Raw genomic sequence first — 18,011 nt, forward strand, 5'->3', positions numbered from 1 at the left:
AAAGATGGAGTCTTTTGCATTGAGAATTGTTTGGAATACAACTTAATCGTGTTATAATATTTTAGTGAATAGTAGAGGAGGAAATAAATGAGACAATGGACTGCAACCCGCTTAGCAAAACTGGCAAGACAAGTGAGTAGAGCTGCTGGAAAAAAGGGCACTGATTTACCAGGTCAAGTTGCTAGAAAAGTGGATAAAAATATATTAAGAGAATTGGCGTCTCATGTAGATGAGATTGTATTTATAAGTGGTACAAATGGGAAAACAACTACATCAAATTTAATTGGCCATACTTTAAAAGAGAATCATATTGAAATCATACATAATAATGAAGGTGCAAATATGGCTGCAGGTATTACATCAGCATTTATTTTACAAATAAAAAAAGAAACTAAAATTGCTGTTATTGAAATAGATGAGGGTTCTATTCCGAGAGTGTTAAATGAAGTTACACCAACAATGATGGTTGTGACGAATTTCTTCCGTGATCAAATGGATAGATTTGGGGAAATCGATATTATGGTAAATAATATTGCAAATGCAATTAATAATAAAGGGATTAAATTATTATTAAATGCTGACGATCCGTTTGTAAGTAGGTTAAAGACAGCTAGCGATATTGTAATTTATTATGGTATGAAAAAGAACGCGCACAATTTTGAGCAAAGTTTAATGAATGAAAGCAGATATTGTCCTAATTGTGGTCGTTTGCTACATTATGATTATATTCACTACAACCAGTTAGGACATTATTATTGTGAATGTGGTTTTAAGCGAGAAGAAACAAAGTATGAGGTGACACAATTTGATTTGGCACCTTTTATCAACCTAAATGTTGGTACTACAACATTTAATATGAAAATTGCAGGTGATTTTAATGCATATAACGCAATTGCTGCCTACACTGTGTTAAGAGAATTAGGGTTGAATGATGAATCTATTCAAAAGGGTTTTGAAAGTTATACTTCCGATAATGGGCGTATGCAATATTTCAAAAAGGGTAAAAAAGAGGCGATGATTAATTTAGCTAAAAACCCTGCTGGAATGAATGCAAGTCTTTCAGTAGGAGAACAAATCGAAGGGAATAAAATTTACGTTATAAGTTTAAATGATTACGCTGCAGATGGCCGTGATACTTCATGGATTTATGATGCAGATTTTGAAAAATTAGTAAATCAACAAATCGAAACCATTATTGTTACTGGTACTCGCGCAGAAGAATTACAGTTAAGATTAAAATTAGCAGGGGTAGAAGCACCTATTATTTTAGAAAAAGATATTTATAAAGCGACGGCCAAAACAATGAACTATGCAAATAGTTTTACTGTGGCAATCCCTAATTATACTTCGCTATCACCTATGTTAAAACAATTAAATCACTCTTTTGAGGAGGATAAAACAAAATGAATGAGTTAACGGTTTATCACTTTATGCCTGATAAATTAAATTTATATAGTGATATTGGAAACATTATTGCTTTGAAACAGCGTGCAAAATTACGAAATATCACTTTAAATGTAATTGATATCAATCAAACAGAAGGTGTGACGTTTGAAGAATGTGATATTTTCTTCATTGGTGGTGGCAGTGATAGAGAACAAGCATTAGCAACTCAAGAACTAAGCAAGATAAAAGAGAGCTTGAAAGCTGCAATTGAAGATGGTATGCCTGGATTAACTGTTTGTGGAGGATATCAATTTTTAGGAAGTAAATATATCACGCCAGATGGTATAGCGTTAGAAGGTTTAAATATTTTAGATTTTTATACAGAATCACAAAAAGATCGCTTAACTGGAGATATTGTTATAGAAAGCGATACTTTTGGTACTATAGTCGGTTTCGAAAATCATGGTGGGCGTACATATCATGATTTTGGAACACTGGGTTCAGTAACTTATGGGTATGGTAATAATGATGAAGATGCAAAAGAAGGCATACATTATAAAAACTTACTTGGCACCTATTTACATGGTCCCATATTACCTAAAAATCATGAAATTACTGACTATTTATTAGAAAAGGCCTGTGATCGTAAGGGGATTGTTTTTGAACCAAAAAATGTGGATAATACTGAGGAAGAAGCAGCAAAAAATGTGATCATAGAACGTGTTTCACAGCAAAGCAAATAGCATTACCATAATATTAAAAGCCAAAAGTTGATTGATTCAAATCAGCTTTTGGCTTTTAATGTTCTAGTTTATGTAATGACAATTTTATAAAAAAACAGGTTTAGGCAAAACGATTATTTAATATTCTATAAATCAATAATATTTCATATACGATATGGCTTTTTAATTGATTTTTATCAAATTCATCTAGACCCTTAACAGTCGATTTAAGTAACGATGCAGATTTGGGTTGACGTTCGAAGTGCCCAGAACTATGAATTTTATGTATACTTTGTGCAATGCTTAAAATGGCAACTTTTTCATCTTTTGTAAAAGTAACATAAGTATCTTTAGGCAAGTAAACTAAATTGGATAGATGCGTTATAAATAATCGGTTTGTATGGGTGCGAGTTGTTAATGACTTTAATCGCATCCATTCAGAATTATGGTGTTTGTGGTAACTGAGTTCATCTTTTTGGTAAGATAATAATGTTTCTACTTTTTGGTTTAAATCTAATAATGAATTTAATTGATGATACGTGCTTCCTTTATTAAACTTGCCCATTACGAGTTCACGCATTCGCTGGTTAAATAATGCATACATTTTTTCCTCAGTTAAATTAATAGAGTCATCTAGTTGGTCATAATACTTGGGGGGCAAGATAATAAAGTTTACTAATCCCGCCGTAACAAGCCCAATGATAGCCGTTAATAATCTGGAAAAAAAATTAAAGTAATAAGCATCATGTATACCAGGGATCATAGCCATAGCAGTTAATGTCGCTACGGTTGTGCCTACTTGTAAATTTAATCTTGTACATAAAATGATTGTGCATGTTGCGCTAAATGCATATGTGAATGGAGATTGATCACCAAAAACAAACGTAAATATTACTGCAAATAATGCACCAATAACCGTAGCAGGAAGCCTCTTATACCCTTTTTTTAAAGATGCTTTCGCAGTTGGTTCGATGGTAACGATTGCAGTTAAAATTGCAAAAATCGGATTTAAGTTTAAAGCCAAACAAAAGAAGGCTGTTAAAAAGGTCGCTAAGCCAGTTTTAATTGTTCTAGCGCCTACAATTTTTTTATACCAGATGTCATTCATAAAAAAACTCCTATTAAATTTATACATTAATCGAAATAACCAGAATAGTAAAAGTGGTTATGTCATTATCAGTTTAAAATGTTAAACTATATATGATAAAAATTTTCTAATTTATTATATCAAAAAAAGTCTGCTATAATAAGAAAGAATATAATTTACAAAAAGGAACGGGATAAAATGATTGTAAAAACTGAAGAAGAATTAACAGCGTTAAAAGATATTGGTTATATCTGTGCATTAGTAAGAGATAAAATGCAAGCAGCTACTAAACCAGGTATCACTACTAAAGAATTAGATGACATTGCTAAAGCATTGTTTGAAGAACATGATGCAATTTCAGCACCAATCCATGATGAAAACTTTCCAGGCCAAACTTGTATAAGCGTGAACGAAGAAGTTGCGCATGGTATACCTGGAAAAAGAAAAATCCGTGAAGGTGATTTAGTCAATATCGATGTTTCTGCATTGAAAAATGGTTATTATGCAGATACTGGTATTTCATTTGTTGTAGGTGAAGCGGATAATCCTTTAAAACAAAAAGTTTGTGATGTTGCTTTAGAAGCGTTTGAACAAGCTATGACAAAAGTTAGACCAGGCGCAAAATTAAGTCAAATCGGTAAAGCAGTGCATGCTACCGCACGGAAAAATGATTTGAAAGTGATTAAAAATTTAACTGGACATGGTGTAGGGCAATCACTTCATGAAGCACCAAGTCATGTCTTAAATTATTACGATCCAAAAGACAAAACATTACTAAAAGAAGGTACAGTTATTGCAGTAGAACCATTTATCTCTACTAATGCAACTTTTGTAACTGAAGGCAAAAATGACTGGGCATTTGAAACGCAAGATAAAAGTTTTGTTGCACAAATAGAACATACGGTGATAGTCACAAAAGAAGGACCAGTTTTAACTACTAAAATAGATTAAAATAAGTTTCGGTCTAAAGTCCTAATATAAGATGGTTCCGGAGCCTATACTAATGGTTCCGGATATTTTTTATAATAGAATTTAATCAATCATGAGGTGATTCTATGAATTATATTACGACTTATTTAGAAAAAGTGACTAAACAAACATTTTATTCAAGCTTAATTGAATACAGACAATATCTTGATAAAAAATTAAGAAGTATAGAAATGTACATAAAATATCTATTCGAAAGAAAAATGTATGTAGGAAAATTAATCGATCATTTGACATTGTCTTTAGAGAATAAATATATTGATATATTAGATGAAACATATATCGAATGCGCTCAAGAGGTAGAGCATCATGATATTGAACATATTAAAAACGAATTAAATGAAATGGAAGCAGACTACGCTCGAATTGTAGCCGATTTGTCACAACAAGCAAAAGAAAAAGTGAATGTTGAAACAGAATGTGATTTAATCGAACGCATTAGTTTAGTCGCTTGAAGAAAGGTGGCGAAACATGACTCATAAATATATATCAACTGAGATGCTAATTGTGTTTACAGCATTAATGATAATAGCTAACTTCTATTATATTTTCTTTGAAAAAATTGGTTTTATTTTTGTATTGTTATTAGGTTGTATTTTAGTTTATGTGGGCTATTTATATTTCCATAAAGTACGAGGACTATTATCATTTTGGATAGGCGTATTACTCATCGCCTTTACCTTATTATCCAATAAGTATACGATTATCATATTATTTGTCTTTTTAATTGTGTTAATTGTTAGGTATATATTTTATAGGTTTAAGCCTTTAAAGGTTATTGCGACTGAAGAAGCTGTTGAATCTCCGGAGTTTATCAAACAAAAATGGTTTGGCGAACAACGGACACCTGTTTATGTGTATAAATGGGAGGATTTACAAATTCAACATGGCATTGGTGACATTCACATAGATATGTCTAAAGCTGCCAATATCAGAGAGCATAACACCGTAGTTATTAGACATATTTTAGGTAAAGTGCAAATAATTGTACCACTCAATTACAATATTAAATTACATTTTTCGACACTTTATGGTAATGCCTATGTTAACGAGACCTCATATAAAGTAGAAAATAATAATATTAAGGTCGTAGAAGAAACAAAAGAAGATAACTATGCTGTTAATATTTATGTATCAACATTTATAGGTGATGTTGAGGTGATTTATAAATGAATCACTACATAAGAGCAATAGGGTCAATGTTGATATTAGTATATAGTACTTTTTTCGCCATGTTTTTTATAGACAAAGTATTTGTTAATATCATATATTTCCAAGGCATGATTTACACACAAATATTTGGCATACCAGTTTTATTATTTATAAACTTGTTAGTTATATTACTTTGTATCATCGTTGGATCTGTATTAGCATATAAAATTAATCAACAGAATCATTGGTTACAAGATCAAATTGAGCGCTCCATAGAAGGCCAAACAGTAGGTATCAATGACCAAAATATAGAGTTGTACAATGAAACCATTGAATTATATCAAGCACTGGTACCACTTAATCAAGAAGTTCACAAGTTGCGTATGAAAACGCAAAATTTAACAAACGAATCATATAATATGAATGACGTGAAAGTTAAAAAAATAATAGAAGACGAACGACAAAGGTTGGCTCGTGAACTACATGATTCTGTAAGCCAACAATTATTTGCAGCAAGCATGATGCTTTCAGCAATTAAAGAAACTGAATTACAAGCGCCTTTAGATCAACAAATTCCAGTACTCGAAAAAATGGTTCAAGATTCACAATTAGAAATGCGCGCATTACTATTACATTTAAGACCAATTGGTTTGAAGGATAAATCACTAGGCCAAGGTATCAAAGATTTAGTTGTTGACTTGCAGAAAAAAGTACCCATGAAAGTCGTACACGATATTGAAGACTTCAAAGTACCCAAAGGTATTGAAGATCACTTATTTCGGATTACCCAAGAGGCAATTTCAAATACATTAAGACATTCGAAAGGTACTAAAGTTACAATTGAATTATTTAATAGAGAAGAATATTTATTATTACGTATACAAGATGACGGTAAAGGCTTTAACGTAGATGATAAGGTAGAACAAAGTTATGGTTTGAAAAATATGCGAGAACGCGCCCTTGAAATTGGTGCAACTTTCCATATCGTATCTCTGCCAGATTCAGGCACGCGAATTGAAGTCAAGGCCCCATTAAATAAGGAGGATTCAAATGCCGATTAAAGTATTGTTTGTTGATGACCATGAAATGGTTCGAATCGGAATTTCTAGTTATTTATCTACACAATCAGACATAGAAGTAGTTGGAGAAGGGCAATCAGGAAAAGATGCAATAAAAAAAGCACATGAACTACATCCTGATTTAATTTTAATGGATTTATTAATGGATGATATGGATGGCGTAGAAGCAACAGAACAAATAAAAAAAGATTTGCCGCATATTAAAGTGGTTATGTTAACAAGTTATATTGAAGATAATGAAGTGTACCGCGCTTTAGATTCAGGTGTCGATAGTTATATTTTAAAAACGACAAGTGCGAGTGACATTGCTGAAGCTATTCGTAAAACATATCACAATGAGTCTGTATTTGAAGCTGAAGTATTAGTTAAAATGAGAAATCGCATGAAACAACGTGCTGAATTGTATGAAATGTTAACTGAGCGAGAAATGGAAATCTTATTATTAATTGCAAAAGGTTATTCAAACCAAGAAATAGCTAGCGCTTCCCACATTACGATTAAGACGGTTAAAACACATGTGAGTAATGTATTAAGCAAATTAGAGGTACAAGATAGAACACAAGCTGTTATTTATGCATTCCAACATAATTTAATACAATAAAAAAGCTAAAACCTAAGCAGAAATACGACAAGGTCTGCCTAGGTTTTAGCTTTTATGTTTATTATAATCAAATTAATTGTCTTTTTGGTAGTCATCATCATTTTGGTCGTCTTCAATTTGAGCAATTGTTATTTCTTCTGGTGTTTTTCCAGCTACAACTTTTCTTTGATGCATAATTGCATTGATTTCCGCACCGATAATAATGATGAATCCAGTAATATACAACCATAACATGAGTATAATGATACCGGCGATACTACCATATGTTTTAGAGTAATTAGCAAAATTTGAAATGTAAATACCAAATAAATATGAACCACCTAAAAATACGATAGTTGCAAATATAGCGCCTGGTATAACTGAAAGCATTTTAATCTTAACATTTGGCGCTAATGTATAAAGGACAATGAATGCAATGAGTACTACAATGACAGGTAAAGCGAAACGAACTAGATTAAATACCCATTTGATTTGATCGCCTAAACCTATTGGTCCAAAAAGTAATGAACTAATTTGTTCACCAAATGTTGGCAAAATGATTGCTAATGGTAATACAATGATTAACGCAAGCGTGAATAGAACACTTAATAATTTGGAGACAATAAAGTTTCTGCTATCTTCCACATCATAGGCCACATTAAATGAGTTCATCAAAGCTGTCATACCGTTAGATGCGGACCAGAGTGCTAAAATTAATCCGACAGATAAAATGCCGCCACTTGCATTATTCATAATATCACCAACGATTGATGTTACTTGAGGTGCATAATCTTGCGGCACATGATCACTAATCATATTTCTAATCGTTTTTTGGTTAATGCCGAGAGATGGGACGATAGATAATAAGAAAAGTAGCATTGGAAATAATGATAGCATGAAATAATACGATAATTGTGCTGATAAACCAGATGCATCATCTTTTCCAATTCTGTATACTAAATAAGAGAAAAAATTCGAATCTTTAGTATATTTCGCTGGTTTATTGATACGTGATACAAAAAATGCTTGATTGTCTTTTTTTGGTGTTTTAGATTTAAATTCATTAGGTGTAATATATACACGATCACGTTCAATTTGATCGTTCTTGTGTTTTTGCTTCTTATTTTCTTCATCATCTTTGATTTCATTTAGAAAATTAGAAGTAGTTTTATCGTGTTTAGACATATCAAATCTCCTTATGTATTGATATTTAAAGTATACAGTTTAATATACTTTAAATTATATAAAAGGTAAATATGTGTTGCTATATTCTTTTAAGATATAGTAAATTTTTAAAAATAAAATGCTGAAAATAATCAATATATAAAGGGCGAGAAAGAAATCGAAATTTGAAAGTTGATTTCTTGTTCTCGCCCATTGTTAGCGTGATGATAGTTTCAATAATCTTTTAGTTAGGATAGGATTTAAAATTAGTCATCAGCTATGCTCTACCTATACTATGTTAATTTAGTAATGAAGTGCTATTTGCGTTAGTCATTTAATCGATTGTTTTTGCGTTCAACAAAAGTGTCTTTGGCATTTTTTAAAGAACGTTCTAATTCTGGATTGTTGCGTCTAATCTCTTCAATTGCATCTTTCCAGTATACGACTTCATCTTTAATGTTTGAAATAGCTGAAGGTTTTTGAGAACGATTGCCTTCTTTAATATCTTTAATTGATTGTTTTAATGATTGGCGTGTAGATTTGTCAGCGAGTGTTGCTGCGCCTCCGATTACAGCACCTAATAATATACCTGGAATTAATTTGTTTTGCATGATGTGTTACTCCTCTCTTAAATTAGCATCTTTAATAATGAAATCAATTAAATTATCACAAGATGATTGTACCATTTTATATACGCCTTCGAAATTATTTGTATAATAAGGATCAGGTACATCAGTCTCATCCATATCACTAAACTCTAACAATTTATACAATTGTCCTTTAATATTTGGATTAATGCTTTGAATAGTATTTACGTTACTTTGATCCATAGCAATAATATAATCAAAGTCGTTATCTGATTCAAATAACTCACTTATCATGCCATCAAATGGGACATTGTGTTCTGTTAGTATTTTTTGTGTCCCTTCATGGGGTGTTTGGCCAAGATTCCATTTACCAGTACCTCTTGAAGTTACTTCTATACCATTGATATCTCTATCTTTTAATCTTTGTCGCATAATAGCTTCTGCCATAGGTGATCGACAAATATTTCCAAGACAAACAAATGCAACTGTAATCATGTGTGTACCTCCAAATTATATAATCCTATTTCCCATTTTAATGCTTTTTCAATCATTTCTAAAGAGGAATTAGGATAAAAGTTTTACAAGGTTAGTAAATTTGATAAAATGAATAAAAAAGAGGTGAGCGTAATGACAAAGAACAATGAAGAAATGATCGGTGAAATTAGGGAACGTTTAAATTTAGTTAATCAAAGTTTAATTGACCCTGAAAAGTATAAATCTGCAGATGAACAAGAAGTGAAAGAAGTATATGATTATGTTACATCTAAAGCGTCATTTACACCAAGCGAAGCATCAGCAATTGCAGACGCACTTGGACAAATTCGTAAATAAGGGAGTGTTGAAACATGGTTCAATTACAAGATAAATTGAAACAATACGCCGAGCTTCTAGCTGGAGTAGGTATGAATATACAAAAAGGACAACCAGTATTTATACGTTCAAGTGTAGATGCTTTGGAATTAACACATTACATAGTTGAAGCTGCATATAAAAGAGGCGCTTCTGATGTGAAAGTTGAGTATAGCGATGATCGGTTATCGCGTTTGAAATTTGAATATGAACCAGTTGAGCATTTCGAACTTAATGAGGTTAAAGATTACGAAGTGGCTAAACGTATGGATTACGTTCAACGTGGTGCAGCTAACTTGGCGCTTATCACGCAAGACCCAGATTTATTAAATGGTATTGATAGGGATAAATTATCTGCATTTCAAAAGCAATATGCTACGGCATATAAAGGGTATATGGAAGCAAGTCAAAAAAACCAATTTCCTTGGTGTGTAGCTGCTTTTCCTTCTAAAGCGTGGGCGGCACGTGTATATCCAAATTTATCTGTAGAAGAAGCATATGTTAAATTTATAGATGAAGTTCTAGACATTGTCAGAGTAGATGGTAATGACCCAGTAACAAACTGGGAAGAACATATTGCTAATTTAAGTAAACATGCTGATAAATTACAACATAAGAATTATAAAACTTTACATTATATTTCGGAAGGGACTGATTTAAAAATTGGCCTTCCTAAAGGACATATATGGGAAGATGCAACAAGTTATACCGAAAACGGACAAGCATTTGTTGCTAATATACCAACAGAAGAAGTATTTACTGCGCCCGATCGTTTAAATGTAAATGGGTACGTGACAAACAAATTGCCGTTAAGTCATAATGGCAATATTATTGATGGGTTTACCTTGACATTTAAAGATGGTGCAGTAGTTGATTTTACTGCTGAACAAGGTGAAGATGTGCTACGTGATTTATTAAATACAGACGAAGGAGCCAAACATTTAGGTGAAGTGGCTTTAGTTCCAGATGATTCTCCAATATCAAACCGTAATACGATATTTTATAACACATTATTTGATGAGAATGCGTCTTGTCATATTGCATTAGGTTCAGCATACGGCTTTAATATTGAAGGCGGCACGACCATGACTACAGAAGAAAAACTAGCACATGGTTTGAATGATTCGTTAATCCATGTAGACTTTATGATTGGCAGCCCAGATTTAACTATTTATGGTATTCTGGAAAATGGTGATCAAGAATTGATTTTTGAAAATGGTAATTGGACTAATGATTAAAATTAATTTACGAAAACGAGTAGTTCTTATGCAAGCGTCTTAACGCTTGTATTCTTTTTCTACTCATGCCTGCTGGAGCGGGACAATGAAATTGTTTAAGAAAAATGCGATTTCTGTCCCACTCCTTTCATTTAATACGTTTTATCTAAGCTTTTAAAAGGGGAAGGGTTATTTTATGGGAACTACTAATAGTAAAGCAATGTCAAAATCTAGAAGCATTAAAACAAGACAAGTATTTCCACAAGACACTAATCATCATCATACTATGTTTGGTGGGATGCTTATGGCAAATATAGATGAAATCGCTGCGATTACCGCAATGAAACATAGTAACGCACAAGTTGTGACTGCATCTACAGACTCCGTAGATTTTTTAAAACCAATCAAAACAGGAGACGTTGTCTCATATGAAGCTATGGTGTCATATGCAGGTACTTCTTCGATGGAGGTTTGTGTGCAAATTACAATTGAAGATGTATTGAAAAATGAAAGACATTTAGCAGCACTTAGCTTTTTAACATTTGTTGCATTGAATGATGTTGGCAAACCAATATCTGTGCCACAAGTCTATCCAGAAACAAAAACGGAAACATGGTTTCATGAAACAGCATTAGCAAGGGTGAAACGCCGCAAAGAAAGAAGACAAGAAAGTAAAGAGACAATTGAATTTTTAGCTAATGTACAACATATAGAATGAAGTGTATTAAATCCGTGAGAGTTACATATAAAAGCGAATTGCTTACAAACAAAGAGAGTATATCAAGTTAAATGTCATGAGTGATGGATTAGGTTATGACATTTCAAATGATATGCTCTCTTTATTTAACTTATTGAATTGCAGCTTTATTTAATCCATAGTATATATACGACGCATGTTTGATTCATTTTCTTTAAAATCTGATTGAGGGTAATACATATTTTTAACAAGTATATTGGGACCTAAACAACTAAATTGAGCGCAATGGCAGTTGATGGATTGAGCTAAGGGCGATTTTAGCCATGTGCTAAATACATCTGTTAGTTTGTCATTTTTAATATTAGATAGCGTGCCGTTTTCATCCCCAAAATCTGTGACAATAATATTACCAGTAAATACGTTGACGTTTAGTCTATTTCTCCCATCTGGATCATTTCTCAATGAAACGTTTTGAGCATTTCTAAGCTTTTGAAGTAGGGCTTGGTCCTCCTCATCCCTAATACAAGGATAAATTGGTAGCGTCCCGAAAAGCATCCATGTACCTGGATGACGATGATCTAAAAGATAATGTATAGTTTCTTTTATTTCTCTCAATGATAGTACTTCTAGTTGACTTGCAAAATCAGCAGGATACATCGGATGTATTTCATGTCTCTGACATTTCATATCATAAACAATTTCATTATGTATTTTATTTAAGTGAGGTTGTGTACTTTTATTTAACATGGTTTCTGCTGATATAAACATACCTTGTTCGGAAAGTGTACGAGTGTTTAATAACATTTGATCATATAACTTTAGCTTTGCTTTTAAAGGTGGTTGTTTTTGCATAGCACCAAAACCCACTTCAGTAAACGTATCAATTGTTCCCCAATTGTGAGAGATATGCATTACATCTATATATTCAGCAATCTCTAGATACCTATCTAATGACAATATTAGGTTAGAATTCATTTGTACATATATGCCACGGTCAAAAGCATATTTCAACAGGGGTTTAACTACATTTTTAATAGATTTTTTTGAAAACATAGGTTCGCCACCGGTTATGGATATCGTTTTTAAATTGGGCACTTCGTCTAATCGACGATAAATTAAATCCATTGGCAATGGCGTAGGGTCTGAAGTTTGTAGCGTATAACCTACTGCACAATGGCTGCAACGCATATTGCATAAATTGGTGGTTGTAAATTCAATATTACTTAATGTTAATTGATTATGTTCTGAAAAGTCATTATAGGCTTCCCAAGGGTCGTGAGATATAGATATAGGCTTTTTAAAATGAGGTAAAGCAGAGTTTGAACTAGTCATTTTTAACATCCTTTTATAATGGTTTCGTTGTGATTAGGAAAGTGATCCGTAACTATGTGTATCATCATTTCTAAAACGTGATGTTTTTATTTCAGTTTAATATTATTCAGACATTACCAAAATTTGTCAAATCCATGTTAATATAAGAATATATGAAAAAAAGGAGTTACAAATATTATGGATGAAAATCAAACAATTGATCAAATTAAGAAAAGATTAGAGAAATTTATTGATGATATTGATCATGTGAACCCTGATGAAGTTAAAGTAGAAGATATAGATGAATGGATTGGTTTGTTGGATCAATTAGAAGAAAAAGTTAAGACAGTATCTCATACGTCAGATTAATAGTTAACGAAATTCAATCAGATATGTTTAAAATTTAAATTTTAGTCTAAACAGTTTATAGAACGCAAATAGAGAAAGGTGATAATTCATGGCTAAAAAAGTAGCAATTATTGTAACTAATGAATTTGAAGATGTGGAATTAACAAGTCCAAAAGAAGCAATTGAAGAAGCAGGACATGAAATAGTTATTATTGGTAACGAGGCTAATAGTGAAGTGGTAGGTAAACACGGTGCAAAAGAAACAGTAGATGTAAGTATTGCTGATGCTAAAGCAGAAGACTATGATGCTTTATTAATACCAGGCGGTTTCTCACCTGACCATTTACGTGGTGATTCAGAAGGTAGATACGGTACATTTGCTAAATACTTCACTAAAAATGATGTTCCAACATTCGCAATTTGCCATGGACCACAAATATTAATTGATACTGATGATTTAAATGGCAGAACGTTAACAGCGGTGTTAAACGTTCGTAAAGATCTTGCTAATGCAGGTGCTCAAGTTGTCGATGAATCTGTAGTAGTCGATAATAATATTGTTACAAGTCGTACACCCGACGATTTAGATGATTTTAATAAAGCAATTGTAGATCAACTAAACGCTTAATTTATTAAATTAAGCAACATTCGTTTGAATAGATAGTTTAGAATTAGAAGTTAACTCATTATATGAATGAGTTAACTTTTTTGTTGTCTCTTAGGCGTTTCATTGATAAATGTAATTTATAAGTAATAGCGTGTCATGTTAATATACCTAAAGATGAGTAAACTATTTATTATAAAACCTTAAAACGATATACTCATACACCCTTGGACTGATTTTTACTATTTACTATAGATAAAAATTCCAACAATTGATAAACTCACTTATAATGATATGAGAGCAATATAAAGGAGCTACCGCATGAAAAGAAGCGATCGTTATAAGCAAACACACAAAAAATCCCAAACTCATACTGTAAATGAACCTCAATACAATACTTATTTTCAACCAGTCACAAAATCACAAAAGACAAAAAGAGGAAAAGGGCTGTTTTTTAAACTCCTAATTCTACTATTAGTTATAGTAGGCATTTTTATAGGTGCTATGTATGCGTTATCGTCTCGAGCAGACGTTGATGATTTGCAAAATATTGAAGATAAAGATACTTTTGTTTCTGTATCTAATATGCCAGATTATACTAAAGGCGCTTTTATAGCTATGGAAGATGAACGATATTATAAGCATCATGGATTTGATATTAAGGGAACATCACGTGCTATTTTCTCTACTTTGAGCGATAGAAATGTACAAGGTGGAAGTACAATTACACAGCAGGTAGTAAAAAATTATTTTTATGATAATGAACAATCGATAACACGTAAACTCAAAGAATTATTTGTTGCACATCGTGTTGAAAAAGCGTACAGCAAAGATGAAATACTCAGTTTTTATGTGAATAATATATTCTTTGGAAGTGATAATTATTCAGTTGAAGCAGCCGCAAATTATTATTTTGGAGTCACTACAGATAAAAATAATCAAAATTTGCCTCAAATTTCAGTATTACAAAGTGCTATATTAGCAAGTAAAATTAACGCACCCAGTGTTTATAATATTAATGACATGTCAAACAATTTTATAAACCGAGTAAAGATAGATTTAGAAAAGATGAAACAACAGGGGTATATCTCTAATGATCAATATAAAAATGCTTTATTAGAGTTAGGTGTATAAATAGCATAGGTGTTCTGAATTGAAGCGTAAGTAATGTTTTGATTTCTAGTATTTGCATCAGATCAAATGACAATAAAGGAAAAATTTATATCAATCCGTTTTAACGCTATTTATGCTAAAGCACCGTGTATCCATGTGGTTTGACTCATATGTCCTCATTAATTCTTGGTACTATTTATGGTTTGATTTGGATTTTAGCTCATTTAATCCACTGTGCAGATGAGCCTCTCTTAATGTAAGGCTCCAGTACGTTATTCTTTTTTAGCCATCCTTAATGGAGCGGGACAACGAAACCATTTTTTGAGAAAAGTGATTTCTGTTCCGCTTCTTTTTAATGTTATAATTTAATTAAGTACATATTTTTCAGTAGATGTTTAAATATAAAAACCACTATAATTCCATTCATAATCGATATAAGTTATTCTTATAAGTGGAGTGAATACAATGCCGAAAATCACAAAAATTGAAGTACAAAAAAATAATAAAGAACGTTTTAATTTATATTTAGATGATGAATTTGAAATGGGTATCGATATTGATACTTTTGTCTATTTCAACCTCAAAAAAGACCAAATAGTTGAAGCACAAGATATGGAAAAAATTCAAAACTATGAACAATATAGACAAGCTATCAATATAGCTATTCAGTATTTATCTTATAGAAAAAGAACTGAACACGAAGTAGCGCAACATTTATCTAAAAAAGATATATCTGAACCTGTTATTGCAAATGTTTTAGAATACTGTCATAAACAAAAACTAATAGATCATAAAGATTATGCTAATAGTTTGAAAAATACGATGATTTTAACGACAGACAAAGGTCCTGAGATTTTCAAACAAAAATTGCATCAAGCTGGTATCGAACAAAAATTAATTGATGAATATGCGCTTATTTATATTGAGGAACAGCCGTTAGATGACATTTTAAAAGTAGCTAAAAAAATTTTAAAACAGAAGAAGGGCCCTCAAATAAAACGAAAAGAAAAACTAACACAATCTCTAATGCAAAAGGGTTATACGTTTGACACCATTAACCTAGTTATAGAAGCGTTGGATTTCTCACAATCCGAAGAAACATTAGATATATTGCTACAAGATGAGTTAGAGAAAGCGTATAATAAATTTTCAAAAAAATATTCAGGTAAAAAAATAATTAATAAAACAATTGAAACGCTTATGAGAAAAGGTTACCAATATGATAAAATAAAATCTAAACTAGAAGAGAGTGGTATAGAAGATGGAACGGAAGAAATTGAGTGAAATGAGCGAAATAGAATTACGTCATGAAATTCAAGGGTATAAAGAACAAATGCGTAAAGCAGAAATGAACGGTATATATAATGAGTATGATGTATATGCTAGTAAAGCCATTATAGCTGAGAGTTATTTAATAGATAGAAATAAAGTAGAACTTGGTAAAATATATCAATTAAATGACGGAACTGGAAATTATTTTAAGGTAGAACGGCTTAAAGGCGTTTTTGCATGGGGGTTCAGAATTAATAGTTCAGAACCAGAAGAAGGTTTGCCTCTAGCATTATTAAAACTGTAGAAGGATGAAGATAGCATGGGTAGTTCAATTATTTTAAAGTTACTTAATGTAACGCACTATTATAGAGATAAAAAGTCAAAAAAATGGTATCAGCCTTTTGGTTATGATGCAGAGAATATAGAATTGAATAATATTAACTTACATATCTATCAAGGTGAATCATTAGGCATTATTGGTGAACCTGGTTCTTCAAAATCACTTATAGGACGTATATTAAGCGGTGAAGTTAAGCCTGATAAGGGGAAAGTTATTCGCAAAATGGATGTGTTTTATGCAGATATAGATGATAAATATTTGCAAGATATTTCAGTGGTAGATTATGTATCACATGCAGTCACATTATTTCCTTATAAAACAAATACTCATAAAGTCGAACAGGTTTTAAAATATGCTCATATAGAAGAACAAAGCGATACACCTATATGTGAACTCTCAGATGAAGCTTATGCGCGTTTACTTTTTACGCTTTCTCGCACTTCGAAAGCAAATATTATTATTTTTAATAAAATACTGCAAAATTTAACTGATGAATATTTTGAAAAAGCAATTGAGCTATCAAATGAATACATAAACAATAATTTAACCATTGTTATGATAGATGACAATGTAGAAAGAATTACAAAAGCAAGTAATTATATAGCTTGGATTTCTCATGGACAATTTAGAATGGAAGGCTCCATTAAACAAGTTATCCCTCTATTTAAAGATCATGAAAGAGATAGAAATTCTTTAAAAACAGATGATGAAAAAAAGAATTTTGATCTAGATTGGAAAGAAAATAGAACACGTACACCTGAATTAACCTATAACTTCAAACGTGTAGATAGATATAATCACGTCAAACCCCCTGTTGTTCTAGTAAGAATTTGGATATGGGTTAGTATTTTTATTTTAGGAATGGTTTTAACGGCGTTGTTAATGTTTAACGATATAGGGAAAATTAAAATTGGTCAGAACGAAGACCAAGCTTCTATACAAAATCAATCGAAAAATCCTTATGAAGAAAAACTAGCTTATGGCATTGTTTTAGACGATTCAATCAAACTTGAAAACATGGAAAGTGATAAAGATTTAAAAGCGACTAAATATGCTTTTATTACAATTACTGGGGAAAACAGTAAAAGTTATAAAGTTACTGTTGATAACCAGTCTTATAAAGTTAGTAAAAAAGATATACGTTATTTTGACCCAGCTGGGTTATTTGAGGAACACAGTGGTAAATCACTTGCACCATTTATGAGTAATAATTATAGCAATTACTATGAATTTTATAATAGTCACTTACATAAAAAACACAGTACTGTGACAGATTCACTTGTACCAGAAGCAGGTGGAAATGATCGTTTTATTGTGCCAATTACGCAACAGCCAATAACAATGATATTTAATGACCAAAATAAACTAGCAGGTTTTACTATCCCAATGAAAGATAAGGAAAAATTAAAAAATAAGTTTAATATAGATAATAATTTTTGGATAACTAAATCAGACGAAGGTTATTTTATGGCAGACTTCAAAAATAATAAATGGATATATATTGAATTGTAGGTGT

The 18,011-nt window shown here is 31.6% G+C and carries 21 protein-coding genes; 16 read left to right on the top strand and 5 right to left on the bottom strand.

The window, feature by feature from the left end; genetic code table 11:
• The first annotated feature begins 87 nt into the window (after positions 1–87).
• Both murT and gatD read left to right on the top strand, forming a co-directional pair.
• A complete protein-coding gene (gene murT, locus KA894_RS00380; protein WP_103372594.1) occupies positions 88–1,407 on the top strand; it encodes a lipid II isoglutaminyl synthase subunit MurT in 1,320 nt (439 codons plus the stop codon).
• Positions 1,404–2,129 (top strand): lipid II isoglutaminyl synthase subunit GatD, encoded by a 726-nt coding sequence (gatD, locus tag KA894_RS00385; protein WP_096808920.1) that lies wholly within the window; start codon positions 1,404–1,406, stop codon positions 2,127–2,129. The genes murT and gatD overlap by 4 nt, the downstream gene beginning before the upstream one ends.
• Before the next feature lie 100 nt (positions 2,130–2,229).
• Here the strand turns inward: gatD and KA894_RS00390 are convergent, their stop codons facing one another.
• On the bottom strand, positions 2,230–3,216 hold the full coding sequence (locus tag KA894_RS00390; protein ID WP_096808922.1) for an FUSC family protein: 987 nt from the start codon (positions 3,214–3,216) through the stop codon (positions 2,230–2,232).
• A gap of 177 nt (positions 3,217–3,393) precedes the next feature.
• On the opposite strand from KA894_RS00390, the gene map reads away from it, so the two are divergent.
• From map to vraR, 5 genes are all read left to right on the top strand, one after another.
• A complete protein-coding gene (gene map / locus KA894_RS00395; protein WP_103372572.1) occupies positions 3,394–4,146 on the top strand; it encodes a type I methionyl aminopeptidase in 753 nt (250 codons plus the stop codon).
• Positions 4,147–4,250: 104 nt separating this feature from the next.
• Positions 4,251–4,637, top strand: a complete 387-nt coding sequence (locus KA894_RS00400; protein ID WP_103372573.1) for a hypothetical protein — start codon at positions 4,251–4,253, stop codon at positions 4,635–4,637.
• A 16-nt stretch (positions 4,638–4,653) separates the two neighbouring features.
• A complete protein-coding gene (gene vraT / locus KA894_RS00405; RefSeq protein WP_096808927.1) occupies positions 4,654–5,355 on the top strand; it encodes a cell wall-active antibiotics response protein VraT in 702 nt (233 codons plus the stop codon).
• Positions 5,352–6,395 (top strand): sensor histidine kinase VraS, encoded by a 1,044-nt coding sequence (gene vraS, locus KA894_RS00410; RefSeq protein WP_096808929.1) that lies wholly within the window; start codon positions 5,352–5,354, stop codon positions 6,393–6,395. Before vraT ends, vraS begins: the two co-directional genes overlap by 4 nt.
• A complete protein-coding gene (gene vraR, locus KA894_RS00415) occupies positions 6,385–7,014 on the top strand; it encodes a response regulator transcription factor VraR (protein ID WP_096808931.1) in 630 nt (209 codons plus the stop codon). Before vraS ends, vraR begins: the two co-directional genes overlap by 11 nt.
• 72 nt (positions 7,015–7,086) lie before the next feature.
• On the opposite strand, the gene KA894_RS00420 is transcribed toward vraR, so the two are convergent.
• From KA894_RS00420 to KA894_RS00430, 3 genes are all read right to left on the bottom strand, one after another.
• Complete coding sequence (locus KA894_RS00420) at positions 7,087–8,178, bottom strand: YihY/virulence factor BrkB family protein (RefSeq protein ID WP_103372574.1); 1,092 nt, start codon at positions 8,176–8,178, stop codon at positions 7,087–7,089.
• 305 nt (positions 8,179–8,483) lie between these two features.
• On the bottom strand, positions 8,484–8,768 hold the full coding sequence (locus KA894_RS00425; RefSeq protein WP_096808936.1) for a YtxH domain-containing protein: 285 nt from the start codon (positions 8,766–8,768) through the stop codon (positions 8,484–8,486).
• Between the two features lie 6 nt (positions 8,769–8,774).
• On the bottom strand, positions 8,775–9,239 hold the full coding sequence (locus KA894_RS00430) for a low molecular weight protein-tyrosine-phosphatase (RefSeq protein WP_096808938.1): 465 nt from the start codon (positions 9,237–9,239) through the stop codon (positions 8,775–8,777).
• 132 nt (positions 9,240–9,371) lie between these two features.
• Between KA894_RS00430 and KA894_RS00435 the strand changes: the two genes are divergently transcribed.
• The 3 genes from KA894_RS00435 (at position 9,372) to KA894_RS00445 (ending at position 11,528) form a co-directional block, all read left to right on the top strand.
• A complete protein-coding gene (locus KA894_RS00435) occupies positions 9,372–9,575 on the top strand; it encodes a DUF1128 family protein (RefSeq protein WP_096808941.1) in 204 nt (67 codons plus the stop codon).
• Between the two features lie 14 nt (positions 9,576–9,589).
• On the top strand, positions 9,590–10,831 hold the full coding sequence (locus KA894_RS00440; protein WP_119488069.1) for an aminopeptidase: 1,242 nt from the start codon (positions 9,590–9,592) through the stop codon (positions 10,829–10,831).
• Between the two features lie 175 nt (positions 10,832–11,006).
• Positions 11,007–11,528, top strand: coding sequence for an acyl-CoA thioesterase (locus KA894_RS00445; protein WP_096808945.1), 522 nt, complete (start codon positions 11,007–11,009; stop codon positions 11,526–11,528).
• 150 nt (positions 11,529–11,678) lie between these two features.
• Here KA894_RS00445 and yfkAB read toward each other — a convergent pair whose 3' ends face one another.
• Positions 11,679–12,839 carry a radical SAM/CxCxxxxC motif protein YfkAB gene (gene yfkAB, locus KA894_RS00450; protein WP_242693594.1) on the bottom strand — a complete coding sequence of 387 codons (1,161 nt, stop codon included), beginning with the start codon at positions 12,837–12,839 and terminating at the stop codon, positions 11,679–11,681.
• 177 nt (positions 12,840–13,016) lie between these two features.
• Between yfkAB and KA894_RS00455 the strand changes: the two genes are divergently transcribed.
• The 6 genes from KA894_RS00455 to KA894_RS00480 all read left to right on the top strand — a co-directional run bounded on the left by KA894_RS00455 (position 13,017) and on the right by KA894_RS00480 (position 18,007).
• Positions 13,017–13,187 carry an SE1561 family protein gene (locus KA894_RS00455; RefSeq protein ID WP_096808949.1) on the top strand — a complete coding sequence of 57 codons (171 nt, stop codon included), beginning with the start codon at positions 13,017–13,019 and terminating at the stop codon, positions 13,185–13,187.
• Between the two features lie 88 nt (positions 13,188–13,275).
• A complete protein-coding gene (locus KA894_RS00460; protein WP_210133619.1) occupies positions 13,276–13,794 on the top strand; it encodes a type 1 glutamine amidotransferase domain-containing protein in 519 nt (172 codons plus the stop codon).
• A gap of 297 nt (positions 13,795–14,091) precedes the next feature.
• Entirely contained in the window at positions 14,092–14,904 is an 813-nt protein-coding gene (gene sgtB, locus KA894_RS00465; RefSeq protein ID WP_096808954.1) for a monofunctional peptidoglycan glycosyltransferase SgtB, read from the top strand.
• A gap of 444 nt (positions 14,905–15,348) precedes the next feature.
• Positions 15,349–16,167 (top strand): recombination regulator RecX, encoded by an 819-nt coding sequence (gene recX, locus KA894_RS00470; protein WP_096808956.1) that lies wholly within the window; start codon positions 15,349–15,351, stop codon positions 16,165–16,167.
• Positions 16,145–16,459, top strand: a complete 315-nt coding sequence (locus tag KA894_RS00475) for a YfhH family protein (protein ID WP_096808958.1) — start codon at positions 16,145–16,147, stop codon at positions 16,457–16,459. Before recX ends, KA894_RS00475 begins: the two co-directional genes overlap by 23 nt.
• Positions 16,460–16,474: 15 nt before the next feature.
• A complete protein-coding gene (locus tag KA894_RS00480) occupies positions 16,475–18,007 on the top strand; it encodes an ATP-binding cassette domain-containing protein (protein ID WP_103373323.1) in 1,533 nt (510 codons plus the stop codon).
• Positions 18,008–18,011 lie beyond the last annotated feature (4 nt).

The sequence above is a fragment of the Staphylococcus sp. GDY8P131P genome (assembly GCF_017891975.1).
Lineage (GTDB): Bacteria > Bacillota > Bacilli > Staphylococcales > Staphylococcaceae > Staphylococcus > Staphylococcus nepalensis.